This window comes from Enterobacter sp. MGH 33 (genome assembly GCF_000534535.1).
Lineage (GTDB): Bacteria > Pseudomonadota > Gammaproteobacteria > Enterobacterales > Enterobacteriaceae > Enterobacter > Enterobacter hormaechei_C.
Genome location: NZ_KI973212.1, coordinates 1,224,947 through 1,248,678, shown reverse-complemented (window position 1 = coordinate 1,248,678; position 23,732 = coordinate 1,224,947). Strand labels below are relative to the sequence as shown.

The 23,732-nt window shown below is 55.7% G+C and carries 22 protein-coding genes; 5 read left to right on the top strand and 17 right to left on the bottom strand.

From position 1 onward, the window contains the following. Positions 1–89 precede the first annotated feature (89 nt). Entirely contained in the window at positions 90–1,343 is a 1,254-nt protein-coding gene (gene proA / locus L379_RS18065; RefSeq protein ID WP_032652662.1) for a glutamate-5-semialdehyde dehydrogenase, read from the bottom strand. An 11-nt stretch (positions 1,344–1,354) separates the two neighbouring features. Then, the gene (gene proB / locus L379_RS18070) at positions 1,355–2,458 is read right to left on the bottom strand and encodes a glutamate 5-kinase (RefSeq protein ID WP_032652660.1); all 1,104 of its coding nucleotides are present in this window, start codon (positions 2,456–2,458) and stop codon (positions 1,355–1,357) included. Between the two features lie 305 nt (positions 2,459–2,763). Between proB and phoE the strand changes: the two genes are divergently transcribed. Then, positions 2,764–3,816 carry a phosphoporin PhoE gene (gene phoE / locus L379_RS18075; protein ID WP_017383128.1) on the top strand — a complete coding sequence of 351 codons (1,053 nt, stop codon included), beginning with the start codon at positions 2,764–2,766 and terminating at the stop codon, positions 3,814–3,816. Positions 3,817–3,948: 132 nt separating this feature from the next. Here phoE and crl read toward each other — a convergent pair whose 3' ends face one another. The 3 genes from crl to gpt all read right to left on the bottom strand — a co-directional run bounded on the left by crl (position 3,949) and on the right by gpt (position 6,214). Further along, the gene (crl, locus tag L379_RS18080) at positions 3,949–4,350 is read right to left on the bottom strand and encodes a sigma factor-binding protein Crl (RefSeq protein ID WP_006809999.1); all 402 of its coding nucleotides are present in this window, start codon (positions 4,348–4,350) and stop codon (positions 3,949–3,951) included. Positions 4,351–4,406: 56 nt separating this feature from the next. Then, positions 4,407–5,651 (bottom strand): esterase FrsA, encoded by a 1,245-nt coding sequence (gene frsA / locus L379_RS18085; protein ID WP_032652658.1) that lies wholly within the window; start codon positions 5,649–5,651, stop codon positions 4,407–4,409. A gap of 104 nt (positions 5,652–5,755) precedes the next feature. Then, positions 5,756–6,214, bottom strand: a complete 459-nt coding sequence (gpt, locus tag L379_RS18090) for a xanthine phosphoribosyltransferase (protein WP_003863205.1) — start codon at positions 6,212–6,214, stop codon at positions 5,756–5,758. A 258-nt stretch (positions 6,215–6,472) separates the two neighbouring features. Here gpt and pepD point away from each other — a divergent pair, with 258 nt between their 5' ends. Beyond that, entirely contained in the window at positions 6,473–7,930 is a 1,458-nt protein-coding gene (pepD, locus tag L379_RS18095; RefSeq protein WP_032652656.1) for a cytosol nonspecific dipeptidase, read from the top strand. A gap of 55 nt (positions 7,931–7,985) precedes the next feature. Here the strand turns inward: pepD and dinB are convergent, their stop codons facing one another. The 8 genes from dinB to L379_RS18135 form a co-directional block, all read right to left on the bottom strand. Beyond that, the gene (gene dinB, locus L379_RS18100; protein WP_032652654.1) at positions 7,986–9,044 is read right to left on the bottom strand and encodes a DNA polymerase IV; all 1,059 of its coding nucleotides are present in this window, start codon (positions 9,042–9,044) and stop codon (positions 7,986–7,988) included. Positions 9,045–9,151: 107 nt separating this feature from the next. Beyond that, positions 9,152–9,352 carry a (Na+)-NQR maturation NqrM gene (gene nqrM, locus L379_RS18105; protein WP_003863212.1) on the bottom strand — a complete coding sequence of 67 codons (201 nt, stop codon included), beginning with the start codon at positions 9,350–9,352 and terminating at the stop codon, positions 9,152–9,154. Between the two features lie 2 nt (positions 9,353–9,354). Continuing rightward, positions 9,355–10,578, bottom strand: coding sequence for an NADH:ubiquinone reductase (Na(+)-transporting) subunit F (gene nqrF / locus L379_RS18110; protein ID WP_015571374.1), 1,224 nt, complete (start codon positions 10,576–10,578; stop codon positions 9,355–9,357). A gap of 10 nt (positions 10,579–10,588) precedes the next feature. Then, positions 10,589–11,185: an NADH:ubiquinone reductase (Na(+)-transporting) subunit E gene (gene nqrE, locus L379_RS18115; protein WP_003863217.1), complete on the bottom strand. Its 597-nt coding sequence runs from the start codon at positions 11,183–11,185 to the stop codon at positions 10,589–10,591. A gap of 6 nt (positions 11,186–11,191) precedes the next feature. Next, positions 11,192–11,830 (bottom strand): NADH:ubiquinone reductase (Na(+)-transporting) subunit D, encoded by a 639-nt coding sequence (locus tag L379_RS18120; protein ID WP_003863219.1) that lies wholly within the window; start codon positions 11,828–11,830, stop codon positions 11,192–11,194. Continuing rightward, positions 11,823–12,617 (bottom strand): Na(+)-translocating NADH-quinone reductase subunit C, encoded by a 795-nt coding sequence (locus L379_RS18125; protein ID WP_017383124.1) that lies wholly within the window; start codon positions 12,615–12,617, stop codon positions 11,823–11,825. The genes L379_RS18120 and L379_RS18125 overlap by 8 nt, the downstream gene beginning before the upstream one ends. Then, positions 12,610–13,845 (bottom strand): NADH:ubiquinone reductase (Na(+)-transporting) subunit B, encoded by a 1,236-nt coding sequence (locus tag L379_RS18130; RefSeq protein ID WP_015571375.1) that lies wholly within the window; start codon positions 13,843–13,845, stop codon positions 12,610–12,612. The genes L379_RS18125 and L379_RS18130 overlap by 8 nt, the downstream gene beginning before the upstream one ends. Positions 13,846–13,847: 2 nt before the next feature. Next, the gene (locus L379_RS18135) at positions 13,848–15,191 is read right to left on the bottom strand and encodes a Na(+)-translocating NADH-quinone reductase subunit A (protein ID WP_032652651.1); all 1,344 of its coding nucleotides are present in this window, start codon (positions 15,189–15,191) and stop codon (positions 13,848–13,850) included. A gap of 300 nt (positions 15,192–15,491) precedes the next feature. Here L379_RS18135 and dpaA point away from each other — a divergent pair, with 300 nt between their 5' ends. Continuing rightward, positions 15,492–16,232 carry a peptidoglycan meso-diaminopimelic acid protein amidase gene (gene dpaA, locus L379_RS18140; RefSeq protein ID WP_006810008.1) on the top strand — a complete coding sequence of 247 codons (741 nt, stop codon included), beginning with the start codon at positions 15,492–15,494 and terminating at the stop codon, positions 16,230–16,232. Here the strand turns inward: dpaA and L379_RS18145 are convergent. Both L379_RS18145 and lpcA read right to left on the bottom strand, forming a co-directional pair. Next, a complete protein-coding gene (locus L379_RS18145; RefSeq protein ID WP_017383120.1) occupies positions 16,203–16,970 on the bottom strand; it encodes a class II glutamine amidotransferase in 768 nt (255 codons plus the stop codon). The genes dpaA and L379_RS18145 overlap by 30 nt on opposite strands. A gap of 48 nt (positions 16,971–17,018) precedes the next feature. Then, positions 17,019–17,597 carry a D-sedoheptulose 7-phosphate isomerase gene (gene lpcA / locus L379_RS18150; protein WP_003863232.1) on the bottom strand — a complete coding sequence of 193 codons (579 nt, stop codon included), beginning with the start codon at positions 17,595–17,597 and terminating at the stop codon, positions 17,019–17,021. A 239-nt stretch (positions 17,598–17,836) separates the two neighbouring features. On the opposite strand from lpcA, the gene fadE reads away from it, so the two are divergent. Next, positions 17,837–20,281, top strand: a complete 2,445-nt coding sequence (fadE, locus tag L379_RS18155) for an acyl-CoA dehydrogenase FadE (RefSeq protein ID WP_032647334.1) — start codon at positions 17,837–17,839, stop codon at positions 20,279–20,281. A 107-nt stretch (positions 20,282–20,388) separates the two neighbouring features. Further along, entirely contained in the window at positions 20,389–21,159 is a 771-nt protein-coding gene (locus L379_RS18160) for an amidohydrolase (RefSeq protein WP_032652649.1), read from the top strand. An 85-nt stretch (positions 21,160–21,244) separates the two neighbouring features. Here L379_RS18160 and L379_RS18165 read toward each other — a convergent pair whose 3' ends face one another. Next, the gene (locus L379_RS18165; protein WP_023303117.1) at positions 21,245–22,846 is read right to left on the bottom strand and encodes a gamma-glutamyltransferase family protein; all 1,602 of its coding nucleotides are present in this window, start codon (positions 22,844–22,846) and stop codon (positions 21,245–21,247) included. Positions 22,847–22,855: 9 nt separating this feature from the next. After that, the gene (locus L379_RS18170; RefSeq protein ID WP_015571381.1) at positions 22,856–23,731 is read right to left on the bottom strand and encodes an ABC transporter permease; all 876 of its coding nucleotides are present in this window, start codon (positions 23,729–23,731) and stop codon (positions 22,856–22,858) included. Between the last annotated feature and the right edge of the window lies 1 nt (position 23,732).

The following is a 23,732-nucleotide window of genomic DNA, read 5'->3' as shown; positions in this document are numbered from 1 at the left end:
TAACCACGGGGCAAAAGAGTAGATCTAACCGGGTGATGCGTCAATGCCCTTTTGAATCAAACGGCTATTTTTGCATCACCCGCGATTATTTACCCACGAATCGTATCATCACCGTAGCCGATCCACTTGTAGGTGGTCAGTGCTTCCAGCCCCATCGGACCGCGGGCATGCAGCTTCTGTGTGCTCACAGCCACCTCCGCGCCCAGACCAAACTGGCCGCCATCGGTGAAGCGCGTCGAGGCATTCACGTAAACCGCAGACGAATCCACTTCATTCACAAACCGATCGGCATTGCGCAGGGTGCGCGTTAGGATCGCGTCAGAATGCTGGGTTCCGTGTTCACGAATGTGCGCAATAGCGTCATCGAGATCCGCAACCACCTTCACGTTCAGATCCAGCGACAAATACTCATCGTCGTACTGCTCCGCGTTAACCGGAACGACCTTCGCCGGACCGTCTTTCAGCAGGGCGAGAGCGCTCTCGTCCGCATGCAGCGTGACGTCACTTTCCGCCATCTGCTTGCTCAGCGCTGGCAGGAAGGTACTGGCGATGCCCTGATGCACCAGCAGCGTTTCCACCGTATTACAGGTGCTTGGACGCTGTGTTTTAGCGTTGACGATAATCTTCAGCGCAGGTTCTACCTCCGCGGTGTCATCCACTACGATATGGCATACGCCAATACCACCGGTGATCACCGGAATGGTAGATTGCTCACGGCACAGCTTGTGCAAGCCCGCGCCGCCGCGTGGGATCAGCATGTCGATGTATTTGTCCATGCGCAGCATCTCGTTGACCAGCGCACGGTCGGGGCTTTCAATCGCCTGCACGGCACCCGCCGGTAAACCACACTCCTCCAGCGCCTGCTGAATGACGTTTACCGTCGCGGCGTTGGTGCGCCAGGTCTCCTTCCCGCCACGCAGGATCGCGGCGTTACCGGTCTTCAGGCACAGGGAGGCGACATCCACCGTCACGTTTGGACGCGCTTCGTAAATCACCCCAATGACGCCAAGCGGCACGCGGCGACGCTCAAGGCGTAATCCGCTGTCGAGCACCCCACCGTCAATCACCTGCCCTACCGGGTCGGCGAGGTTGCACACCTGACGGACGTCGTCGGCAATACCTTTCAGACGCGCAGGGGTCAGCGCCAGACGATCGAGCATCGCTTCACTCAAGCCGTTGCGACGCGCTTCCAGCAGATCCTGCTCGTTGGCGAGCAAAATTTCCTGCGACTGAGATTCCAGATAATCAGCGATTTTTTCCAGCACGCGATTTTTCTCGCGGCTGGAAAGGAGCGCCAGTTTATAAGAGGCGGCTTTCGCGGCTGCGCCCATTTGTTCCAGCATGTTCTGGCTCCTTAACGAATAATCATGTCGTCACGATGCACGGCAACCGGGCCATATTCATAGCCCAGGATGGCGTCGATCTGCTGGGAATGGTGACCAGCAATCCGACGCAGCGCGTCGCTGTTATAACGACTTACGCCATGAGCGATGTCGCGACCTTCAATGTTACGGATTCGGATCACTTCACCACGCGAGAAGTTGCCTGTCACGCTTTTAATTCCTTTTGGAAGTAACGAGCTTCCTCTTTCCAGAATAGCGGCGGTCGCGCCTTCATCCACGGTCAATTCGCCAGCCGGTGGCGCACCAAAGATCCAGCGTTTTCGGTTTTCCAGCGGGGACGCCTGGGCGTGGAAGCGAGTGCCTACAGAGATGCCTTCCATCACATCACCGATCACACCCGGACGGCTGCCCGCGGCGATGATGGTGTCGATACCGGCCCGGCACGCCACGTCCGCGGCCTGGAGCTTGGTGCCCATGCCGCCTGTCCCCAGACCAGAAACGCTGTCACCCGCAATGGCACGCAGCGCATCGTCAATGCCGTGAACGTCTTTGATCAGTTCAGCCTGTGGATTAGAGCGCGGGTCAGCGGTAAACAGCCCCTGCTGATCGGTCAGAAGCAGCAGCTTATCGGCCCCTGCCAGGATCGCCGCCAGCGCAGAGAGGTTATCGTTGTCGCCCACTTTGATTTCAGCGGTGGCAACAGCGTCGTTTTCGTTAATGACCGGAACGATATGGTTATCCAGCAGCGCACGCAGCGTATCGCGGGCGTTCAGGAAACGTTCTCTGTCTTCCATATCCGCACGCGTCAGCAGCATCTGCCCGACGTGAATGCCGTAGATGGAGAACAGTTGTTCCCAGAGCTGTATGAGTCGGCTTTGTCCCACGGCGGCCAGCAGCTGTTTGGAAGCGATCGTCGCGGGGAGTTCGGGGTAGCCCAGGTGTTCACGCCCGGCGGCAATCGCCCCGGAAGTCACAATCACAATACGATGCCCTGCGGCATGCAACTGAGCGCACTGACGTACAAGCTCAACGATATGGGCACGATTCAGGCGGCGCGATCCGCCTGTTAACACACTGGTACCGAGTTTTACCACCAGCGTCTGGCTGTCACTCATGATTCTCTGCCGTTCAACAATAAGGGAAAATGATGTCAGTCAGACGTTTTAACAGGTGTCAGCTCCGTTGCCAACTGCCTTAGCGCATGACCCGTCACTTTGTTGCGCGGGATCAGGAAGCGTAGCGGCAGATTTTGACAATTTTATTACCGAAAAATTAAAACATACTTTTTTAGACATATTCTTACTTTGTCATAAAACTTTCACCCACGAACGATAAAACCCTTCCTGTTTTTCACGGGGTAATAAGTCGAATCTTATTACTCAGCGAATATTAGCGCGTTTTTATAAAATCAGGATTGAAAATGAAAAAGAGCACTCTGGCATTAGTGGTAATGGGCGTAGTTGCTTCCGCATCTGTTCAGGCAGCAGAAGTTTATAATAAAAACGGGAATAAACTGGACGTGTACGGCAAAGTAAAAGCAATGCACTACATCAGTGATGATGACGCTAAGGATGGTGACCAGACTTACGTTCGTTTCGGCTTTAAGGGTGAAACGCAGATTAACGATCAGCTGACGGGCTACGGACGTTGGGAAGCTGAGTTCGCAGGTAACAAAGCTGAGAGCGACTCTTCTCAAAAAACACGTCTGGCATTTGCCGGGCTGAAACTGAAAGACTTCGGCTCACTGGATTACGGCCGTAACCTGGGCGCGCTGTATGACGTCGCCGCATACACCGATATGTTCCCGGAGTTCGGCGGTGACGGCCTGGCGCAGACCGATAACTTCATGACGAAACGCGCCTCCGGTCTGGCCACATACCGTAATACCGATTTCTTTGGCCTGGTTGACGGCCTGAACATGACCCTGCAATACCAGGGCAAAAATGAAAACCGCGACGTGAAGAAGCAAAACGGTGACGGCTTCGGTACCTCCCTGAGCTATGACTTCGGCGGCAGCGATTTTTCTGTGATTGGTGCGTATGCCAGCTCCGATCGCACTAACGATCAAAACCTTCAGGCACGCGGCGAAGGTAAAAAAGCAGAAGGCTGGGCAACCGGTTTGAAATATGATGCCAACGATATTTATCTGGCCACTATCTATTCCGAAACCCGCAATATGGCCCCTATTTCCGGTGGCTTTGCAAATAAAGCGCAAAACTTCGAAGTGGTCGCACAATATCAATTTGACTTTGGTCTGCGTCCATCTCTGGGTTACGTGCAATCTAAAGGCAAAGATATCGAAGGTATCGGCGATGAAGATATCGTGAAATACATCGACGTAGGTGCTACATATTATTTCAACAAAAATATGTCTGCGTTTGTTGATTATAAGATCAACCAGATCGATGACGATAATAAACTGGGCGTAAGCAGCGATGATATCGTTGCGCTGGGCATGACCTACCAGTTCTGATGTTGTGGTAATAAAAAAACCGGCGCTGAGCCGGTTTTTTTGTGCCCGGTGACGCTGTGCTTACCGGGCGTACGGGATAGTACATTTTTCATGCCGGGTAAGGCGTAGCCGCCACCCGGCGCTGTGACATCATCAGGCTCTCAGTTTCACCGCTTCGCTGGAAAAATCGTCCGCAGGCTCCAGCTTCAGATCCAGCGTTGCCAGCAGGTCACGAGCTTTGCCGTGAAATTCTTTTAGCGTATGCTCCAGACGATCGATCACTTCCTGATCTTTGATGCTCGTCGCCTGCCAGTGCCCGTCTTTATTAAACAGGCCAAACTGATAGCTATAGGTAAAACGGTTTTCCTGTGCTTCCATTTCCATCCACCAGCCCCAGAACTCACGTTTTTCGGGTGCAGGCTTCACGTTGACGCAAACAGCCAGGCAGTCGAAAAAAAAGCGATTCTCTTCACACTGCTCTTCTCGAATATACGGGCCAAGAGCCATGAACTTCTTAATCAGTCTACTTTTCGGGTGTCCACTCGGTAACGTCATTGCGATCTCCTTTTGTGAAGCACTGTTTTACCAAACCAACGAAATTTAGCAAACTATTAACACAATCTCTGCGTGATCCAGCGTGTGATCTCTTTCAGCGCTTTGTCAAAATTCTGGTACACCGGGCTGAAGGGTACCTCCAGCAATTTACCATCAGAAGATGACGACGTGATTAAGCGTGACTCCTCTTCCGGGCTAAACGGATCGTTCTTCCAGAAACCGGACATCATCGGGGTTGGGCAGCGGCGGCCGAGTAAGCCCTGCGTTTTTAATGAATAACGATTAAGTTCAATGCGCAACGCTTCGTCTGAAGCATCATGCATGCCAAGTCGGCTCGCCAGCACGTCCAGATACATCTCAGGAACGCTACCCTGACGCGCAGGATCGCTTAACAGAGCATGCACCACCGGGCCAAGACAGGCGACGGCCTTCAGGCGTGAAGATTCAAGGTAGGCAAGCCGTACCGCGACGTTAGCGCCAAAGCGGAAGCCAAACGCGCCAACCCGGGTGTGGTCAACCCAAGGGATATTCTCCAGCGCTTTTAAAGCATGCTGGTGCAGCAGGCTGGAGTCTTGCGTAAGTTTCCATTTGGATGAAAAACCAATGGAAGGCATATCAAGCGTCAGCATGGCGATTCCGTTTGGGGCAAAGTAGCGCTCATACAGGCTGTAATAGTCAATTTGTAACGAGTCCAGTCCACCGCACATTAGAACCGTCGGGAACGGCCCTTCCCCCTCCGGCATATGCAGAAATCCGGTCACCGGGCTGCCACCGGGAATGGCGAACTCAATTTCACGCATCCGGCCAGGCAACCGCTGCGCGGCCTCTTCATAAGCCCGGTTTGCCAGCGCCTGGGCCTGCTCTGCCAGTTCGTCGCCTTTAAGATGCGGATATGCAGCGATGCTGTACAGATTTGCCGCATGCAGCCAGTGCTTTCCGCTGAAAGTGGCGTCTTCTTCCTGGCTCGCTTTTTGCTGCCAGAGCATGGCCTGCTTTGACCATTCGTAGATCCAGTTTCCACCACGGTAGCCCACCACCGTATCGTAGAGATCGCCGTCGGTACGCTCGGACTCACTCATCACGATACGCGCCTGCACGTCGAGGATTTCACGCGGATCGATGCCGCGCCAGATCCACATCAGGCGGTTAATCATTCGATACCAGTGGGGCACGTTCTTACCGTCTAACGCTGACTGAACGGCAGGCATTGTCCCCGGATTAAACCGACGCACCAGCGTCGACGTTTCAGGGTGCTTGAAACGGGGTTTGAAGAGAGTTTCGGTAAGATTCGCCTGCGTCATTGCGTTGCCTCCATGGATACGTCATATGAAGACCATTGTAACGCGTGGCAGGGTAAAAAGAACAACGCCCGGCATAACCGGGCGTGTAAAGTTACGTACTGAAATTAACGGCCAGAGATAGGCGGTACGAAGACCACGCCCATATCCCATGGCTGTTCAATCCAGGTATCCTGCGGGATATCAATGACGTAATCATCAACCAGTGGGCGACCCGCTGGTTTCGCAAAGATCGTGACGAAGTGCGCTTTTGGATACATTTCGCGGATAGCCACCGCGGTACCGCCGGTGTCCACCAAATCGTCGATAACGATAAAGCCTTCACCGTCGCCTTCCGCGCGTTTCAGCACTTTCAGTTCGCGCTGGTTGTCGTGATCGTAGCTGGAGATACATACGGTATCGACATGACGAATACCCAGCTCACGAGCCAGCAGCGCCCCCGGTACCAGACCGCCACGGCTGACGGCAATAATGCCTTTCCACTGTTCGGAAGGCATCAGACGCGCAGCCAGTTTGCGTGCGTGAATCTGCAACATGTCCCAGGTGACGACGTATTTTTCGCTCATGTGAAGTGTCCCAGCCTGTTTATATACGGCTTAAAAAAATGAGGGTGAACCAGGTTGCGCGAGATTATAGAGATCTGACGCACTAAAAACCAGTGTTACGCGCCATGAGCCTGAGTTTTTACATGCTTAATGCTACCAGCCACGGGAGAAAGTGGTATTCTCAGTTGCATCTCGCAAGCCTGACTTGTGGTAACGATTAACCTGCTAACCCTGTGACCTGCAACATTGTTTTGCAGCGCAACGACAAGGAGACCTATCGTGTCTGAACTGTCTCAATTATCTCCACAGCCACTGTGGGATATTTTTGCCAAAATCTGCTCCATTCCGCACCCTTCCTATCACGAAGAACAGCTTGCCGAACATATTATGGGTTGGGCGAAGGAAAAAGGTCTGCACGCTGAGCGCGACCAGGTTGGCAATATTCTTATCCGCAAACCTGCCACCGCAGGTATGGAAAACCGTAAGCCAGTGGTATTGCAGGCGCACCTGGATATGGTTCCGCAGAAAAACAACGACACCGTTCACGACTTCACAAAAGACCCGATCCAGCCTTACATCGACGGTGAGTGGGTGAAGGCGCGCGGCACGACTCTGGGCGCAGATAACGGCATTGGTATGGCTTCCGCGCTGGCCGTGCTGGCTGACGACAGCGTTGAACACGGTCCGCTGGAAGTGCTGCTGACCATGACTGAAGAAGCGGGCATGGATGGCGCGTTCGGTCTCCAGGCAAACTGGCTGCAAGCGGACATTCTGATCAACACCGACTCCGAAGAAGAGGGTGAGATCTACATGGGCTGCGCGGGCGGGATCGATTTTATCTCTACCCTGCCGCTGTCCCGCGAAGCGATCCCTGCCGGATTCGAGACCTTTAAGCTGACGCTGAAAGGGCTGAAAGGCGGTCACTCCGGCGGTGATATTCACCTGGGCCTGGGCAACGCCAACAAACTGCTGGCGCGTTTTCTGGCGGGCCATGCCGCTGAACTGGATCTGCGTCTGGTGGACTTCAACGGCGGTACTCTGCGTAACGCGATCCCTCGCGAAGCCTTCGCTACCGTGGCGGTGCCTGCGTCGAAAGCGGACGAGCTGAAAAAACTCTCCAGCGTGTATCTGGAGATCCTGAAAAACGAACTGTCTGCAAAAGAGAAAAACCTGACGGTGGTGCTGGAGTCCGTTACGACGGATAAAGCCGCGCTGACCGCACAGTCTCGTGACACGTTCGTCCAGTTGCTGAACGCAACGCCAAACGGCGTTATTCGCAACTCTGACGTGGCGAAAGGCGTGGTGGAAACCTCCCTGAACGTGGGCGTGGTGACCATGGGTGACGACAGCGCAGAGATCATCTGCCTGATCCGTTCCCTGATCGACAGCGGCAAAGAGTACGTTGTGAGCATGCTGGAATCTCTGGGCACCCTGGCCGGTGCGAAAACGTCTGCAAAAGGCAGCTACCCGGGCTGGCAGCCGGATGCAAGTTCTCCGGTCATGGCACTGGTGCGTGAAACTTATCAGCGACTGTTCAACAGCACCCCGAACATTCAGGTTATTCACGCGGGTCTGGAGTGTGGTCTGTTCAAGAAACCGTATCCGGATATGGACATGGTCTCCATCGGGCCAACCATCACCGGGCCACACTCCCCGGATGAGCAGGTTCACATTGAAAGCGTCGGTCACTACTGGACGCTGCTAACTGAGCTGCTGAAAGCAATTCCTGTTAAGTAATTAGCCGTTTGATGCCCGGTGGCGCTACGCTTGCCGGGCCTACGATTAGCGTAATCTACAGTCCCAACACCAGTTGACGCTCCAGCTGCGGATCCAGCAAGGTGACGTGCAGCCCCACCAGCCTCACTCCTCGTCCGCCCCGCCGTTCTTCCCACGCCTTTTTCGCCGTCGCGATAAGATCCTCTTTGTTGAGGCGTGGCCAGACGTGCTCCTGCGTCGTCTGCTGAAAATCGTTAAATTTCAGTTTGATGCCCTGTCGGGCAATAAGCAGATCCGGTTTGACCTTCAGTAAGCGTCGTTCAAGCTCAGGATAAAGCTGTTCCGTAATAATGGTTTCACACTCGGTCCAGTCATGGATGTCTTCGCTCAGCGTGCGTTCAACGCCGACCGATTTACGCAGCCGTTCGTTGTTCACATCCCGGTCATCAATGCCCTGACTGCGTTCCCACAGTACGCGGCCAAACTTGCCAAAACGCTTAAGCAGCAGCGCCAGATCGCTGCGCTGAACGTCTTCGCAGGTGCGTAGCCCCATATTTTCCAGCTTCGCGGCGGAGACTTTACCCACGCCGGGGATTTTGCTGAGCGGCAGCGTCTTTAAAAACGCCGGAACCTCTTCCGGAGTGATAACGTACTGGCCGTTGGGCTTATTCAAATCGGAGGCGATTTTGGCGAGAAATTTGACCGGCGCGACGCCTGCCGACGCCGTCAGGTTCAGCTCGTTAAAAATAGTCTGGCGGATCTCCTGCGCCATCAGGGTGGCGGAGCCGTGGCAGTGCACGCTGTGGGTGACATCCAGATAGGCTTCATCCAGCGATAACGGTTCAATCAGTGAGGTGTAGCGGGAGAAGATCTCCCGAATGTGGCTCGATGCTTCTTTATAGGCATCAAAACGTCCGGGCAAAAGAGTGAGATGCGGGCACAGTTTCAGCGCCATCGCTGTCGGCATGGCGCTGCGTACACCGTATTTGCGAGCAGGATAGTTGGCGGTGCTGATGACACCGCGCTGAACCCGGCTGCCGCCAATGGCGATCGGAATATCCCGCAGCGCCGGGTTGTCACGCATCTCCACTGCGGCAAAAAAGCAGTCCATATCGACATGGATTATTTTGCGCATAGTAAGCCCTCACTTATTACTGGATAAGTATACAGTAAACAAATGAGGGTTGAGAAGTGCGCGCAGGAATTGTCGGGTGGCGGCGTTGCCTTACCCGACCTGGAAGACTAAATAATGCGTTGCTGCTCGCGAGCCATCCGCTTTTTTCGCGCATCGCACGGTTCCGGACAATCGCACACTTTTTCCATTCCGATGGAAGAGATGCCTCCGCAACTGCCCTGAATGCTTTTACGCTTGATGATCCAGCCTAAGGACATGCCGAAGATCACCAGCACAAACACCGCAAAGGTCGCCAGAAAAGTCAGCATAATCAGCCTCCGAAATCATCAAGCATGATGTTCTCATCTTCCACGCCAAGATCTTTTAGCATCTTAATCACGGCGGCGTTCATCATTGGTGGACCACACATATAGAACTCGCAGTCTTCCGGTGCCGGGTGCTGTTTGAGGTAATTTTCATACAGCACGTTGTGGATGAAGCCCGTATAGCCTGTCCAGTTATCTTCCGGCTGCGGATCGGATAGCGCCACATGGAAGGTAAAGTTAGGGTTATCACGCGCCAGTTGTTCAAACTCATCGTCATAGAACATTTCGCGCAGTGAACGCGCCCCGTACCAGAAGCTGATCTTACGCTTGCTGCCAAGTCGTTTGAGCTGGTCAAAAATATGCGAACGCATCGGCGCCATACCCGCACCGCCGCCGATAAAGACCATCTCCGCGTCAGTATCTTTGGCAAAGAATTCGCCGAACGGGCCGGAAATCGTCACTTTGTCGCCAGGCTTGAGGGACCAGATATACGACGACATGACGCCAGGAGGGGCATCAGGCACATTCGGTGGCGGCGTGGCGATACGCACGTTGAGCATAATAATGCCCTTCTCTTCCGGATAGTTAGCCATGGAATAGGCGCGAAGCGCGGGCTCTTTTACCTCGGAAACAAAGCGGAAGAGGTTAAATTTATCCCAGTCTGCCCGGTACTCCTCAGGCACATCGAAGTCAGCATACGCGACGGTGTGTGCCGGACAATCAATCTGGATATACCCACCCGCACGGAACGGGACGCTCTCCCCTTCAGGGACACGCAGCTTGAGCTCTTTGATGAACGTGGCTTTGTTATCGTTAGAGATAACTTCGCACTCCCATTTTTTCACGCCGAAGATCTCCTCCGGCAGCTCAATCTTCATGTTCTGGCGCACAGCGACCTGGCACGCCAGACGGCATCCCTCTTTCGCTTCACGCTTCGTGATATGCGACAGTTCCGTTGGCAGAATATCACCGCCGCCCTCTTTGACCGTCACACGGCACTGGCCACAGGAGCCACCGCCGCCACAGGCAGACGAGACAAAAATCCCGTTGCCGGAGAGCGTGTTAAGCAGCTTATCCCCTGCCGGGGTACGGATCTGATTCTGCGGATCGTCATTGATATCAATGATCACATCCCCGGAATTGACCAGCTTCGCACGCGCCGCCAGGATCAGCCCTGACAGCACCAGTACTATCAGCGTGAACATCACCACGCCAAGAATAATTTCCATCTGTTAGCCCTTATAGCTGCACACCGGAGAAGGACATAAAGCCCAACGCCATCAGGCCGGTGGTGATAAAGGTGATCCCTAAGCCACGAAGCCCCGCAGGTACGTTGGCATATTTCATTTTTTCACGGATCCCCGCCATGGTGACAATCGCCAGCATCCAGCCGATACCGGAACCGAAGCCATACACAACCGATTCACTGAAGTTGTAATCGCGCTGAACCATAAACGAGACGCCACCGAAGATGGCGCAGTTCACGGCGATCAGCGGCAGGAAGATCCCCAGCGCGTTGTACAGCGACGGGAAGTATTTATCGAGGATCATCTCCAGGATCTGAACAAGCGCCGCAATCACTCCGATAAAGGTGATGAAGTTCAGGAAGCTAAGATCAACCCCCTCCACCAGCGCGCCATCGCGCAGCACGAAGTTGAATACCAGGTTGTTAATCGGAACGGAAAGCCCCAGCACAACGGTAACTGCCACGCCCAGACCAAATGCCGTCGATACCTTTTTAGAAACGGCAAGGAACGTACACATGCCCAGGAAGAAAGCGAGCGCCATGTTTTCAACAAACACCGCGCGCACAAATAAACTCAGGTAATGAGCCATTGTCGGTTACTCCTTTTCCTGCTGTTCAGGCTTCAACGTACGAATCAGCCAGATCAGCAAACCGATAATGAAAAATGCGCTTGGGGCCAGCAGGAACAGGCCGTTCGGCAGATACCAGCCGCCGTTCTGTACCGTATCCAGCACCGGAATGCCAAACAGCTTGCCGCTGCCAATAAGTTCGCGCAGGAAACCAACCGTCAACAGGATCACGCCGTAACCCAGGCCGTTGCCAATACCGTCCATAAAGCTCGCCAGCGGTGGCATTTTCATCGCATAGGCTTCAGCACGCCCCATCACGATGCAGTTGGTGATTATCAGACCGACAAACACCGAAAGCTGCTTCGAGGTTTCATAGGCGAAGGCGCGCAGGAGCTGATCGACCACGATCACCAGCGAGGCGATAATCGCCATCTGCACGATGATCCTCACGCTGTTGGGTATGTGGTGGCGGATCATTGAGATAAACATGCTGGAAAACGCTGTCACCAGCGTTACCGCCAGCGTCATGACCACCGCCGTTTCCAGCTTGGTGGTCACCGCCAGCGCCGAGCACACCCCCAGCACCTGTAACGTTATCGGGTTATTGGCTAACAGCGGGCCAATCAGCACCTTTTTAACTTCTTTCAGTTCACCCGTATCAGCCATTATTCAGCGCTCCTTCACGTACATTCTTCAGGAAGGGACCAAAGCCCAGTTCACCCATCCAGAAATCAAAGCTGTGCTGCACACCGTTAGAGGTGAGCGTGGCACCGGAAAGGCCATCAACGGCAAATTCATCGCCGGGACGCGCGCCCCCTTTCACCACCTTCAGCGCAGGCTGGCCGTTGTCGTCGAGCACTTTTTTACCAACAAACTGTGCCCGCCAGTTAGGGTTCTCAACTTCGCCTCCCAGCCCTGGTGTTTCGCCCTGATCGTAATAAGTAATGCCTTTGACCGTACGACCATCGGTTTCCAACGCCACAAAGGCGTACATCATTGACCATAAACCGTTGCCATAGATGGGCAACACGATTTCCTGGATGCGCTTTTGCTCGTCACGGACGAGGTAAATCTCCGCGACATTGCTGCGGCGCTTAATGCCTGCCGGATCCTGCGAGGCGTCAAGCGTGGTGCTCATCTGCGGATCTTTTAGCGCCAGCGCCTGGTTGTATTTCGCCGGGTCTTTATCCATTAACTCCCCGGTTTTTAAATCCACCAGCCGTGCGGTAATACGTTCGGCAAACACCGCTGCGACGTCATCCTTCGTCATGCCTTCCTGCATCAGCCCGGCCACGGCCAGGATGTTACGCTGTTTATCCAGCGCTCGTTGCTCCTGCTGTAGCGGCTTTAACCCTACGGCAGAACCGGCTACCACGATGGAACAGACCAGACACAGTACCAGCACCACCAGCAGCGTTTTGCTGATGCTGTCGTTATTTTTGATCTCAGCCACGCGCCTTCCTCCGCTTAATGTTGGCGCGCACGACCAGGTAGTCGAACAGCGGCGCAAACAGATTGGCAAACAGAATGGCCAACATCATCCCTTCCGGATAAGCCGGGTTGACCACGCGAATCAGTACACACATCACCCCAATGAGCGCGCCGTAACACCATTTACCTCTGTCGGTAAACGAAGCCGAGACCGGATCGGTGGCCATGAACATCATGCCAAACGCAAAGCCTCCCAGCACAAGGTGCCAGTACCACGGCATGGAGAACATCGGGTTTGTGTCTGAACCAATGAAGTTGAAAAGCGTGGCGGTGAGTACCATCCCGAGCATGACGCCTGCGACAATGCGCCAGGACGCCACGCGGCCAAAGAGGATGATGGCCCCGCCGATCAAAATCATCAGGGTAGACACTTCACCGATGGAGCCTGGAATATTGCCGATAAACGCATCAAACCAGGTGACAGGCTGTCCGGTTGCATTATTGACCAGCGTTTCGCCGCCGCCAGCCGCCCACTGTGAAAGTGGCGTCGCGCCGGAGAATCCGTCTGCTGCCGTCCACACCAGGTCGCCCGAGATTTGCGCCGGATAAGCAAAGAACAGGAACGCGCGCCCTGCCAGCGCCGGATTGAGGAAGTTGCGTCCGGTCCCGCCGAAGATCTCCTTGGCAATCACCACGCCAAAGCTGATCCCCATCGCCGCCTGCCAGAGCGGCAGCGTTGGCGGAACAATCAGCGCAAACAGAATAGAGGTAACAAAGAAGCCCTCGTTGATCTCATGTTTGCGAATAATAGCGAACAGCACCTCCCAGAAACCGCCCACGATAAAGACAGTCATATAGATAGGGAGGAAGAAGACAGCGCCCAGCGTCATCATGCTGACCCAGCCGGCATCTGCCGCAAAGCTCACCCCCAGCGACTGCGCCAGACGATAGTGCCAGTCAGACTGAATCACCTGCGCCAGCTGCTCTGCATCGTACATATGGTGCAGCGCCGGAATAGTTTGCAACCCAACGTTATACATCCCCCAGAACATGGCCGGGAAGACCGCAAACCAGACCAGAATCATCATTCGCTTGAGGTCGATGGCGTCGCGAACATGCGCCGCGCCTTTCGTCACCAGACCCGGCGTGTAGAAAATGGTCGTGGTCGCTTCATACAGCGGGTAATACTTTTTGAGCTTCCCTTCGGTAAAGTGCGGCTCAATTTTTTCAAAGAGGTGTTTTAAGCCCATGGTTATCCTTCCTGCTCAATGCGGGTTAACACCTCGCGCAATACGGGTCCATATTCGTATTTACCTGGACACACATAGGTACACAGCGCCAGATCTTCTTCGTCCAGCTCCAGACAGCCCAACGCCTGGGCACCGTCGGTATCGCCGGCCAGGAGATCGCGCAGCAGCACGGTGGGCAGAATATCCAGCGGCATCACGCGTTCGTAGTTGCCAATCGGAACCATGGCGCGCTCACCGCCGTTGGTGCTGGTGGAGAAGTTAAACAGCTTACGACGCAGGAAGTGGCCGAGCGTGGTGCGCGTTACCGAGTATTTTTCTGCACCAGGCAGCACCCAGCCGAACAGCTCTTTCTCGCGTCCTTCAAGCACAACGCTCACCTGAAGATGGAAACGACCCAGCCAGGCCATCGGGCCTGTCGCGTGCCTGCCGCTCAGCACCGAACCGGAAATAATACGGTTTTCCCCCTCTTTCGTTTCGCCAGCCAACAGCGCCGTCAGGTCCGCCCCAAGCAGCGTGCGAACCAGACGCGGTTGGGTTGCCTGAGGGCCGCCGATGGCAATAATGCGTTCTGCGCACAGCTCACCCGTGGTGAACAGCTTACCGATAGCGATCACGTCCTGATAATTAAGATGCCAGACCTGTTTCGTCAGGCTTACCGGCTCCAGGAAATGAATATGCGTTCCCACCAGTCCGGCCGGATGCGGGCCGGAAAATTCATTAAAGGCCACCTGCCCTTGCGGATGCCCGCCCAGCTTACCGCCGCTGGCCTGACAGACATGCACTTTACCCGGCGTCAGGCGCGTTAACACGGTGAGGCCGGCATCGAAAGCTTTGCGTTCCGCCAGGATAAGAGGCTGCGGATCTGCGCTGAGCGGGTTGGTGTCGATGGCCGTAACGAAGATAGCGGCCGGCACAGTGCCAGGCACGGGAGTTTTGCTATAGGGGCGCGTGCGAAGCGCCGTCCACAGTCCCGACTCCAGCAGTTGCGTCTGCACCGCGTCGTGGCTGAGGGTGGCAAGATCGGCGGCGTCAAAACGCGCAAATTCGCGTTTCTCATCGCCTTCAATTTGAATAACAACCGATTGCAGGACGCGACGCTCACCACGATGGATGGCGACAACGGTGCCGCTGGCTGGGGCTGTAAACATAACGCCAGGATTTTTTTTATCCTCGAAGAGCGCCTGGCCTTTTATTACGCGATCGCCTTCCTGTACCAGCATCGCGGGACGCATGCCCACGTAATCATCACCTACAATAGCGACATGATGAATACTGGCGCCGGTGGTGACGTGCTGTTCAGGCACGCCAGAGATTGGCAGATCGAGTCCTTTTCTGATTCTAAACATGTGGTTAGCAGGTATCCATGAACAACAATCCAGAGAGGCCGGAGTGTACCATTTTCGGCCCTGCCAGGGGCAGCAAATCCGCCGACTGGCGCGCCGAAATGCGAGCTATTGCGCAAAGTTCCTGGAGTCAGGACATTATGAATGGGTTATAAAGTAAAACTAATTTGTAAACGCAAAGGTTGGCTCTTGCGAAAATCTCCATCGGTGCTAATGTGAGCGCTCCTGTCCAGATTAGTCTGATTTCGGGTGTCTTTTGCCGTTCTGGCAAGTTGGTCATTGTTTTATCAAGGAACCAGTAGTATGCGTAAAATCGCATTGTTCATTGCGATGCTTCTGATACCGTGCATGTCGTTTGCCGGGCTGCTTGGCAGTAATAGTTCAACGACGCCGGTCAGCAAAGAGTATAAACAGCAGTTGATGGGATCCCCGGTTTATATTCAAATCTTCAAGGAAGAGCGCACACTCGATCTGTTTGTCAAAATGGGCGAGACGTATCAGCTGCTCGATAGCTACAAAATCTGTAACTATTCTGGCGGGCTGGGGCCGAAACAGCGCCAGGGTGACTTCAAAAGTCCGGAAGGGTTTTACAACGTTCAGCGTAACCAGCTAAAACCGGACAGCCGCTTCTATAAAGCGATTAACATCGGTTTCCCCAATGCCTTCGACCGTGCGCACGGTTACGAAGGGAAATACCTGATGATTCACGGTGCCTGCGTGTCTGTCGGTTGTTATGCGATGACGGATTCCGGCATTGATGAAATCTTCCAGTTTGTCACGGGCGCACTGGTCTTCGGCCAGCCGAACGTTCAGGTCAGCATCTATCCGTTCCGTATGACGGATGCGAACATGGCGCGCCATAAGTACTCTGTTTACACAGATTTCTGGAAGCAGCTAAAACCGGGCTATGACTACTTCGAGCAGACCCATAAGCCGCCGGTGGTGTCCATCGTCAATGGCCGTTACGTGGTGAGTAAACCGCTCAGCCATGAAGTGGTTCAGCCGCAGCTGGCGTCAAATTACGCGGTCCCCGAGACAAAATAGCGCCCACTCGCCTGGCATGATCTTTTGCCAGGTTTCGTTGCCGGTCAGCGGCTGCGTTGCAATGACAGTGACCACATCGTTCGGTGTGGTCTCCTTCTGAAAATCAATTTCCACATCCTGATCGAGCAGCGTGGCGACGCCAAACGGCGCACGTCGGGTGATCCAGAACAGATTCGTCGAGCAGAACGCCATCACGTAGCGCCCGTCAGACAGCAGCATATTAAAGACGCCCTTCTCGCGTAACTCAGACGCCAGTGACGCTATGTACTTAAAAACGGCGGTCATGTTGCCGGGCGTACGGGGGTAGCGCTCGGTCAGCTTGTGCAGCAGCCAGCAAAATGCTTTTTCGCTGTCCGTTTCACCGACAGGACGGAAATTGCCGGTTTCCAGCGACTTATAGCCCGAAAGCTGCCCGTTGTGCGCATAGGTCCAGTTACGGCCCCACAGTTCACGGGTAAACGGATGGGTATTTTCCAGCGCCACTTCGCCGCGATTTGCCTGGCGGATATGGGCGATCACCGAACAGGATTTAATAGGATAGTCCTGCACCAGTCTGGCAATGGGTGAGTTAAAGCTGGGTTGTGGATCTTTAAACGTGCGACATCCTTTGCCTTCGTAGAAGGTAATACCCCAGCCGTCTTTATGCGGCCCGGTTCCTCCACCGCGCTGAACCAGCCCGGTAAAACTAAAGCAGATATCGGTTGGCACATTGGCGCTCATCCCGAGCAGTTCGCACATAGATCACCTCCACAACAGCGGGGGGCACCGGCGCCCCCCAGCGAAGTCTTACTTAACCATCTCTTTTTCGATCAGTTGGATCAGGATGTGGATCACTTTGATGTGAATTTCCTGAACGCGATCCGCATAACCGAAGTGTGGTACACGGATTTCAATGTCCGCTGTACCGTCCATCTTACCGCCATCTTTCCCGGTCAGGGTGATCACTTTCATGCCCTTCTCACGCGCGGCGGCGATCGCTTTGATCACGTTAGCAGAGTTACCGGACGTGGAGATACCCAGCAGCACGTCGCCTTCACGGCCTACGGCTTCAACGTAGCGGGAAAAGATATGGTCGTAACCGAAGTCGTTGCCTACACAGGAGATGTGGCTCACGTCGGAAATCGCAATCGCCGGGTAGCCCGGACGGTTTTCGCGATAGCGTCCGGTCAGCTCTTCGGCGAAGTGCATGGCGTCACAGTGGGAACCGCCGTTACCGCAGGAGAGCACTTTACCGCCGGCTTTGAAGCTGTCGGCAAGCAGGACCGCCGCGCGCTGAATAGCGTGAATATTGGCATCATCTTTCAGAAAATTCGCCAGCGTTTCCGCCGCTTCGTTCAGTTCGTTACGAATAAGATCCTGGTACATGAGGATAATCCTTCAGTATTGATGAAATAACACAGTGGAGTGTACCGGATAGCAGTAAAAGCGAGAAGCTAAAGCCATGCGAATCGTCCGGCGTTTTGATTTTTTGTGCCGGCTAAAACGCGAACAATGTGAACCAGGTTGTAATTATTTTGTAAACACATTGCTAAAGGAAATGACATCAACTACAACCATATCATCACAAGTGGTCAGACCTCCTACAAGCAAGGGAGCTTTTCTTTATGATGATTTTGAGCATTCTCGCAACCGTTGTACTGCTCGGTGTGTTGTTCTATCACCGTGTCAGTTTATTCCTGAGTAGCCTGATTCTTCTGGCCTGGACGGCTGCACTTGGCGTCGCTGGCCTGTGGAATATCTGGGTCCTTGTTCCCCTGGCCATCATTTTGCTGCCGTTCAACCTGACGCCGATGCGTAAGTCGATGATCTCTGCGCCGGTGTTCAGGGGATTCCGTAAAGTGATGCCGCCGATGTCGCGTACAGAGAAAGAAGCGATTGACGCCGGTACGACCTGGTGGGAAGGCGATCTGTTCCAGGGCAACCCGGACTGGAAAAAGCTTCACAACTATCCGCAGCCGCGTCTGACCGCCGAAGAACAAGCCTTTATTGATGGTCCGGTAGAAGAAGCGTGCCGCATGGCAAACGACTTTGCCATCACTCACGAAATGGCCGACCTGCCGCCTGAGCTGTGGGCATACCTTAAAGAGCATCGCTTCTTCGCGATGATCATTAAGAAAGAGTACGGCGGTCTGGAATTCTCCGCTTACGCTCAGGCTCGTGTGCTGCAAAAACTGGCGGGTGTCTCCGGGATCCTGGCGATCACCGTTGGCGTGCCAAACTCCTTAGGCCCGGGCGAGCTGTTACAGCATTACGGTACAGAAGAGCAGAAAGATCACTACCTGCCGCGTCTGGCGCGTGGTCAGGAAATTCCGTGCTTCGCGCTGACCAGCCCCGAAGCGGGCTCCGATGCCGGCGCAATCCCTGATACCGGCGTGGTTTGCATGGGCGAATGGCAGGGCCAGCAGGTGCTGGGCATGCGCCTGACCTGGAACAAACGTTATATCACCCTCGCACCTATCGCCACGGTGCTGGGCCTGGCGTTCAAACTCTCTGACCCGGAAAAACTGCTGGGCGGTGAAGAAGAGCTGGGTATTACCTGTGCGCTGATCCCAACCTCGACTCCGGGCGTTGAAATTGGTCGCCGTCACTTCCCGCTGAACGTACCCTTCCAGAACGGTCCAACCCGCGGTCAGGATATCTTTGTTCCGATTGACTACATCATCGGTGGCCCGAAAATGGCCGGGCAGGGCTGGCGTATGCTGGTGGAATGTCTGTCTGTGGGCCGCGGCATTACCCTGCCGTCGAACTCAACAGGCGGTCTGAAATCGGTGGCGATGGGGATTGGGGCTTACGCGCATATCCGCCGTCAGTTCAAAATCTCCATCGGCAAGATGGAAGGTATCGAAGAGCCGCTGGCGCGTATTGCGGGCAATGCCTACGTGATGGACGCCGCAGCCTCGCTGATTACCTACGGCATTATGCTGGGCGAAAAACCCGCCGTGCTGTCGGCGATTGTGAAGTATCACTGTACCCACCGCGCACAGCAGTCAATTATTGATGCAATGGATATCGCAGGCGGTAAAGGTATCATGCTCGGCGAAGGCAACTTCCTGGCGCGCGGCTATCAGGGTGCGCCGATTGCCATCACCGTGGAAGGGGCAAACATCCTGACCCGCAGCATGATGATCTTCGGCCAGGGTGCGATTCGTTGCCATCCGTACGTGCTGGAAGAGATGGCTGCCGCGCAGAATAATGATGTGGATGCCTTCGACAAGCTGCTGTTCAAACATATCGGTCACGTCGGCAGCAACAAGGTGCGCAGCTTCTGGCTGGGCCTGACGCGCGGGCTGACCAGCGCGACGCCAACCGGCGATGCGACCAAACGTTACTACCAGCACCTGAACCGTCTGAGCGCCAACCTGGCTCTGCTGTCTGACGTTTCCATGGCGGTGCTGGGCGGTAGCCTGAAGCGTCGCGAACGCATCTCCGCCCGTCTGGGTGATGTGCTGAGCCAGATCTTCCTGGCCTCTGCGGTGCTGAAACGCTACGACGATGAAGGCCGTCAGGAAGCGGATCTGCCGCTGGTGCACTGGGGCGTTCAGGATGCGATGTATCAGGCCGAACAGGCGATTGACGATCTGCTGGCGAACTTCCCGAACCGCTTCGTGGCGGGTGCCCTGCGCGCGGTGATCTTCCCGACCGGTCGTCATCACCTGGCGCCGTCCGACAAGCTGGATCACAAAGTGGCAAAAATCCTCCAGGTACCAAGCGCAACCCGCTCTCGTATTGGTCGGGGTCAATATCTGGCACCTACCCCGCATAACCCGGTAGGTTTGCTGGAAGAGGCGCTGCTTGACGTGATGGCCGCCGACCCGATTCACCAGAAGATCTGCAAACAGCTGGGCAAAAACCTGCCGTTTACACGACTGGATGAGCTGGCAAAACAGGCGCTGGCGGGTGGCATCATCGACAACAGCGAAGCTGCGATTCTGGTGAAAGCCGAAGAGAGCCGTCTGCGCAGTATTAATGTGGATGATTTCGAACCTGAAGAGCTGGCGACACAGCCGGTAAAGCTGCCAGAGAAGCACCGCAAACCTGAAGCGGCATAAGGCCTTTTGCTCCCACAAACCCCGCCCTGCGCGGGGTTTTTTATTGCCACATTTTCTGGTAATGACGTGCTACAGTGTCAAAAAGTGTTTTTTAAGGAGCCTGTATCGTGCCTGGTTTAAAGATTTCTGTTTTGCAGCAACCTTTAGTGTGGATGGACGGCCCCGCCAACCTTCGCCATTTTGATCGCCAGCTGGAAGAGATTACCGGACGCGATGTGATTGTCCTGCCGGAGATGTTTACCACAGGTTTCGCGATGGAGGCAGCAAAACAGTCCATGCCGCAGGACGAGGTGGTGGCCTGGATGCACGCCAGGGCGCAGGAAACAAATGCGCTGATTGCCGGTAGCGTCGCACTCCAGACCGGGCGCGGACCGGTCAACCGCTTCCTGCTGGTCGAGCCGGAAGGAAAAGTCCATTTCTACGATAAGCGCCACCTGTTCCGCATGGCGGATGAACATCAACATTATGAAGCCGGAAGCGAACGCGTGGTATTTGAATGGCGCGGCTGGCGTATTCTGCCGCTGGTCTGCTATGACCTGCGCTTCCCGGTGTGGTCGCGCAACCGCAACGATTATGACCTGGCGTTGTACGTCGCCAACTGGCCCGCCCCACGCTCCCTGCACTGGCAGGCTTTACTGACCGCGCGCGCGATTGAAAATCAGGCTTATGTCGTTGGCTGTAACCGCGTGGGAACGGACGGCAACGGGCATCACTATCGCGGTGACAGCCGGGTGATCAGTCCGCAGGGAGAGATTATTGCCACCGCCGAGCCGCATCAGGCAACACGAATTGACGCTGAGATCTCGTTAACGACGTTAAAGGAGTATCGGGAGAAGTTTCCGGCCTGGCAGGATGCAGATCCGTTTAGCATTGGTTGAAAAAAAGCCGGGTGACGGCTGCGCCTTACCCGGCCTACAAAAAGCACAGCGTAGGCACGGTAAGCGCAGCGCCACCGGGCGTTAATTAACTCACCAGCGCCTGCCCGTCTTTGCGGCTTTCCGTCGCGGCCACGTAGTGCCCTTCCGGCATACGGTAAATCACCTGCGCACCGCCGAAGTTATAATCCTGAAGCGGATCTTCCACCACGATCTGATGCCCGCGCTCGCGCAGCGCCGCGATAGTATTGCGATCGAACGTTGATTCGACGATCACCTCCCTGCCCTGCACCACGCGCCAGCGCGGTGCATCGATTGCCGCCTGCGGGTTTTGCCCGTGCAGCATAATGCGCAGCGCCATCTGCATGTGCCCCTGCGCCTGCATCGGGCCGCCCATCACGCCGAAGGACATCAGCGGCTTGCCGTTGCCGTCCATCGCAAATCCCGGAATGATGGTGTGGAACGGGCGCTTGCTGCCCGCCAGCGCGTTCGGGTGCGCAGGATCCAGCACAAAGCCGCAGCCCCGGTTTTGCAGGCTGATCCCGGTATCCGGCACCACGATCCCTGAACCGAATCCCATATAGTTGGACTGAATAAACGAGACCATCATCCCACTCGCATCCGCGGTGCTGACGTAAACCGTCCCGCTCTGCGTCGGCGATCCGTACACAAAATCAGAGGCGCTATCGTGGTTGATAAGCGCGGCGCGCGACTTCAGGTAATGGTCACTCAGCAGCTCTTTTGCCGCGAACGCCATATGTTCTTCATCCGCAACGTAGCGGTCGAGATCCGCCAGCGCCAGCTTCATCGCCTCGATGGAGAGATGAAGAGACTGCACGGAATCCGGGTGATGCTTCTCAATGCCGCACTGCTCAAGAATGCCGAGCGCGATCAGCGTGGCGATCCCCTGACCGTTTGGCGGCAATTCCTGAACCGAGCCGCCCGCGAAGTCGCGCGACAGCAGGTCTACCCAGTCCACGCGGTGGTTTGCCAGATCCTCTGCCGTCAGATGCGCACCGTGTTCTTTGGCAAAGGCGGCAATTTTCTGCGCCAGCTCGCCGCGGTAAAACGCGTCGCCGTTGGTTTTCGCAATCAGCTCCAGCGAGTTCGCCTGCGCCGGGTTACGGAAGATTTCCCCCACGCGCGGGGCGCGGCCTTCCGGCGCGAAGCAGGCGCTGAAGCCCGGCTGATCTTTCAGCTTGCTATAGCCTCGCTGCCAGAGATGACCAATCAGCGGCGAGACGGGAAAGCCGTTGCGCGCGTAGTCAATGGCAGGCTGCGCCAGCGTGGTCAGCGGCAGCGTGCCGAAGCGCTCCGCCAGCGCGACCCAGCCGGATACCGCTCCCGGCACGGTCACCGCGTCCCAGCCAATTTCCGGCACTGCGCTTTTTCCGGCAAACAGATCCGCATGCCAGCTGGCCGGCGAGCGGCCTGATGCGTTGAGGCCGTGAAGCTTTTCACCGTCCCAGACGATGGCAAAGGCGTCGCTGCCGATCCCGTTGCCGGTCGGCTCAACCACCGTCAGCGCCATCGCGGTGGCAATGGCTGCATCGACGGCATTGCCGCCCAGTTGCAGCATCTTCATCCCCGCCTGCGCCGCCAGCGGCTGCGACGTGGCAACCGCGTTATGGCCCAGCATCGGCGGGCGGCGTGAATCGTAACCGGACGTAAAATCAAGCGCTTTGGTCATCATGACTCCTTAGTCGTGGCGCGGATCGAGCGCATCGCGCAGCCCGTCGCCGAGTAGATTAAAGCCCTGCACGGCAAGGAAAATCGCCACGCCGGGGAAAACGGACATCCACGGAGCCTGCTCCAGAAACCCTTTCGCGGTGTTGAGCATGGAGCCCCAGGACGGATTTGGCGGCTGCTGTCCCAGCCCCAAAAACGACAGGCTGGCTTCGGCGATAATCGCCGAGGCGATCGCCAGCGTGGCCTGCACGAGGATCGGCGACATCACGTTTGGCAGGACGTATTTAATGATGATCCAGCGATCCGGCAGGCCAATCGCCCGCGCGCCGTCGATATACTCTTCGTTGCGAATGGCGATCACCTGGCCGCGCGTCAGCCGGGCGAAAATCGGCATTGCCGAGAGACCAATGGCGATCATCGCATTCGTCAGGCTTGGGCCCAAAAATGCCCCCAGCGCGATCGCCATGATCAGGAACGGACAGGCCAGCAAGGCCTCAATAAAGCGCGAGATCACGCCGTCCCACATCTTCTGGAAGTAGCCCGCCACCAGCCCCAGCGGCACGCCGATGACCACGGCAATAATGACCGACATACAGCCCGCCATCAGCGAGGTGCGCGCCCCCCAAATAATGCGGGATAAGATGTCACGCCCCAGCTCGTCGGTGCCGAACCAGTACATCGCCGACGGCGCTTTGCGCACCGCCAGGAAGTTGGCTTTGACCGGGTCGAAGGGGGCGATCCACGGCGCCAGCAGCGCCACCAGGACAAAAAAGCCCACCACAAGCGCGCCAATCACCGCGCTTTTATTGCCGAGAAATTTCTTCAGCACCCGGTTCTGCGCGCGCGGCAGCGTGGGGGCAACGGTTTGCGTCGTCAGTTCCGCCATG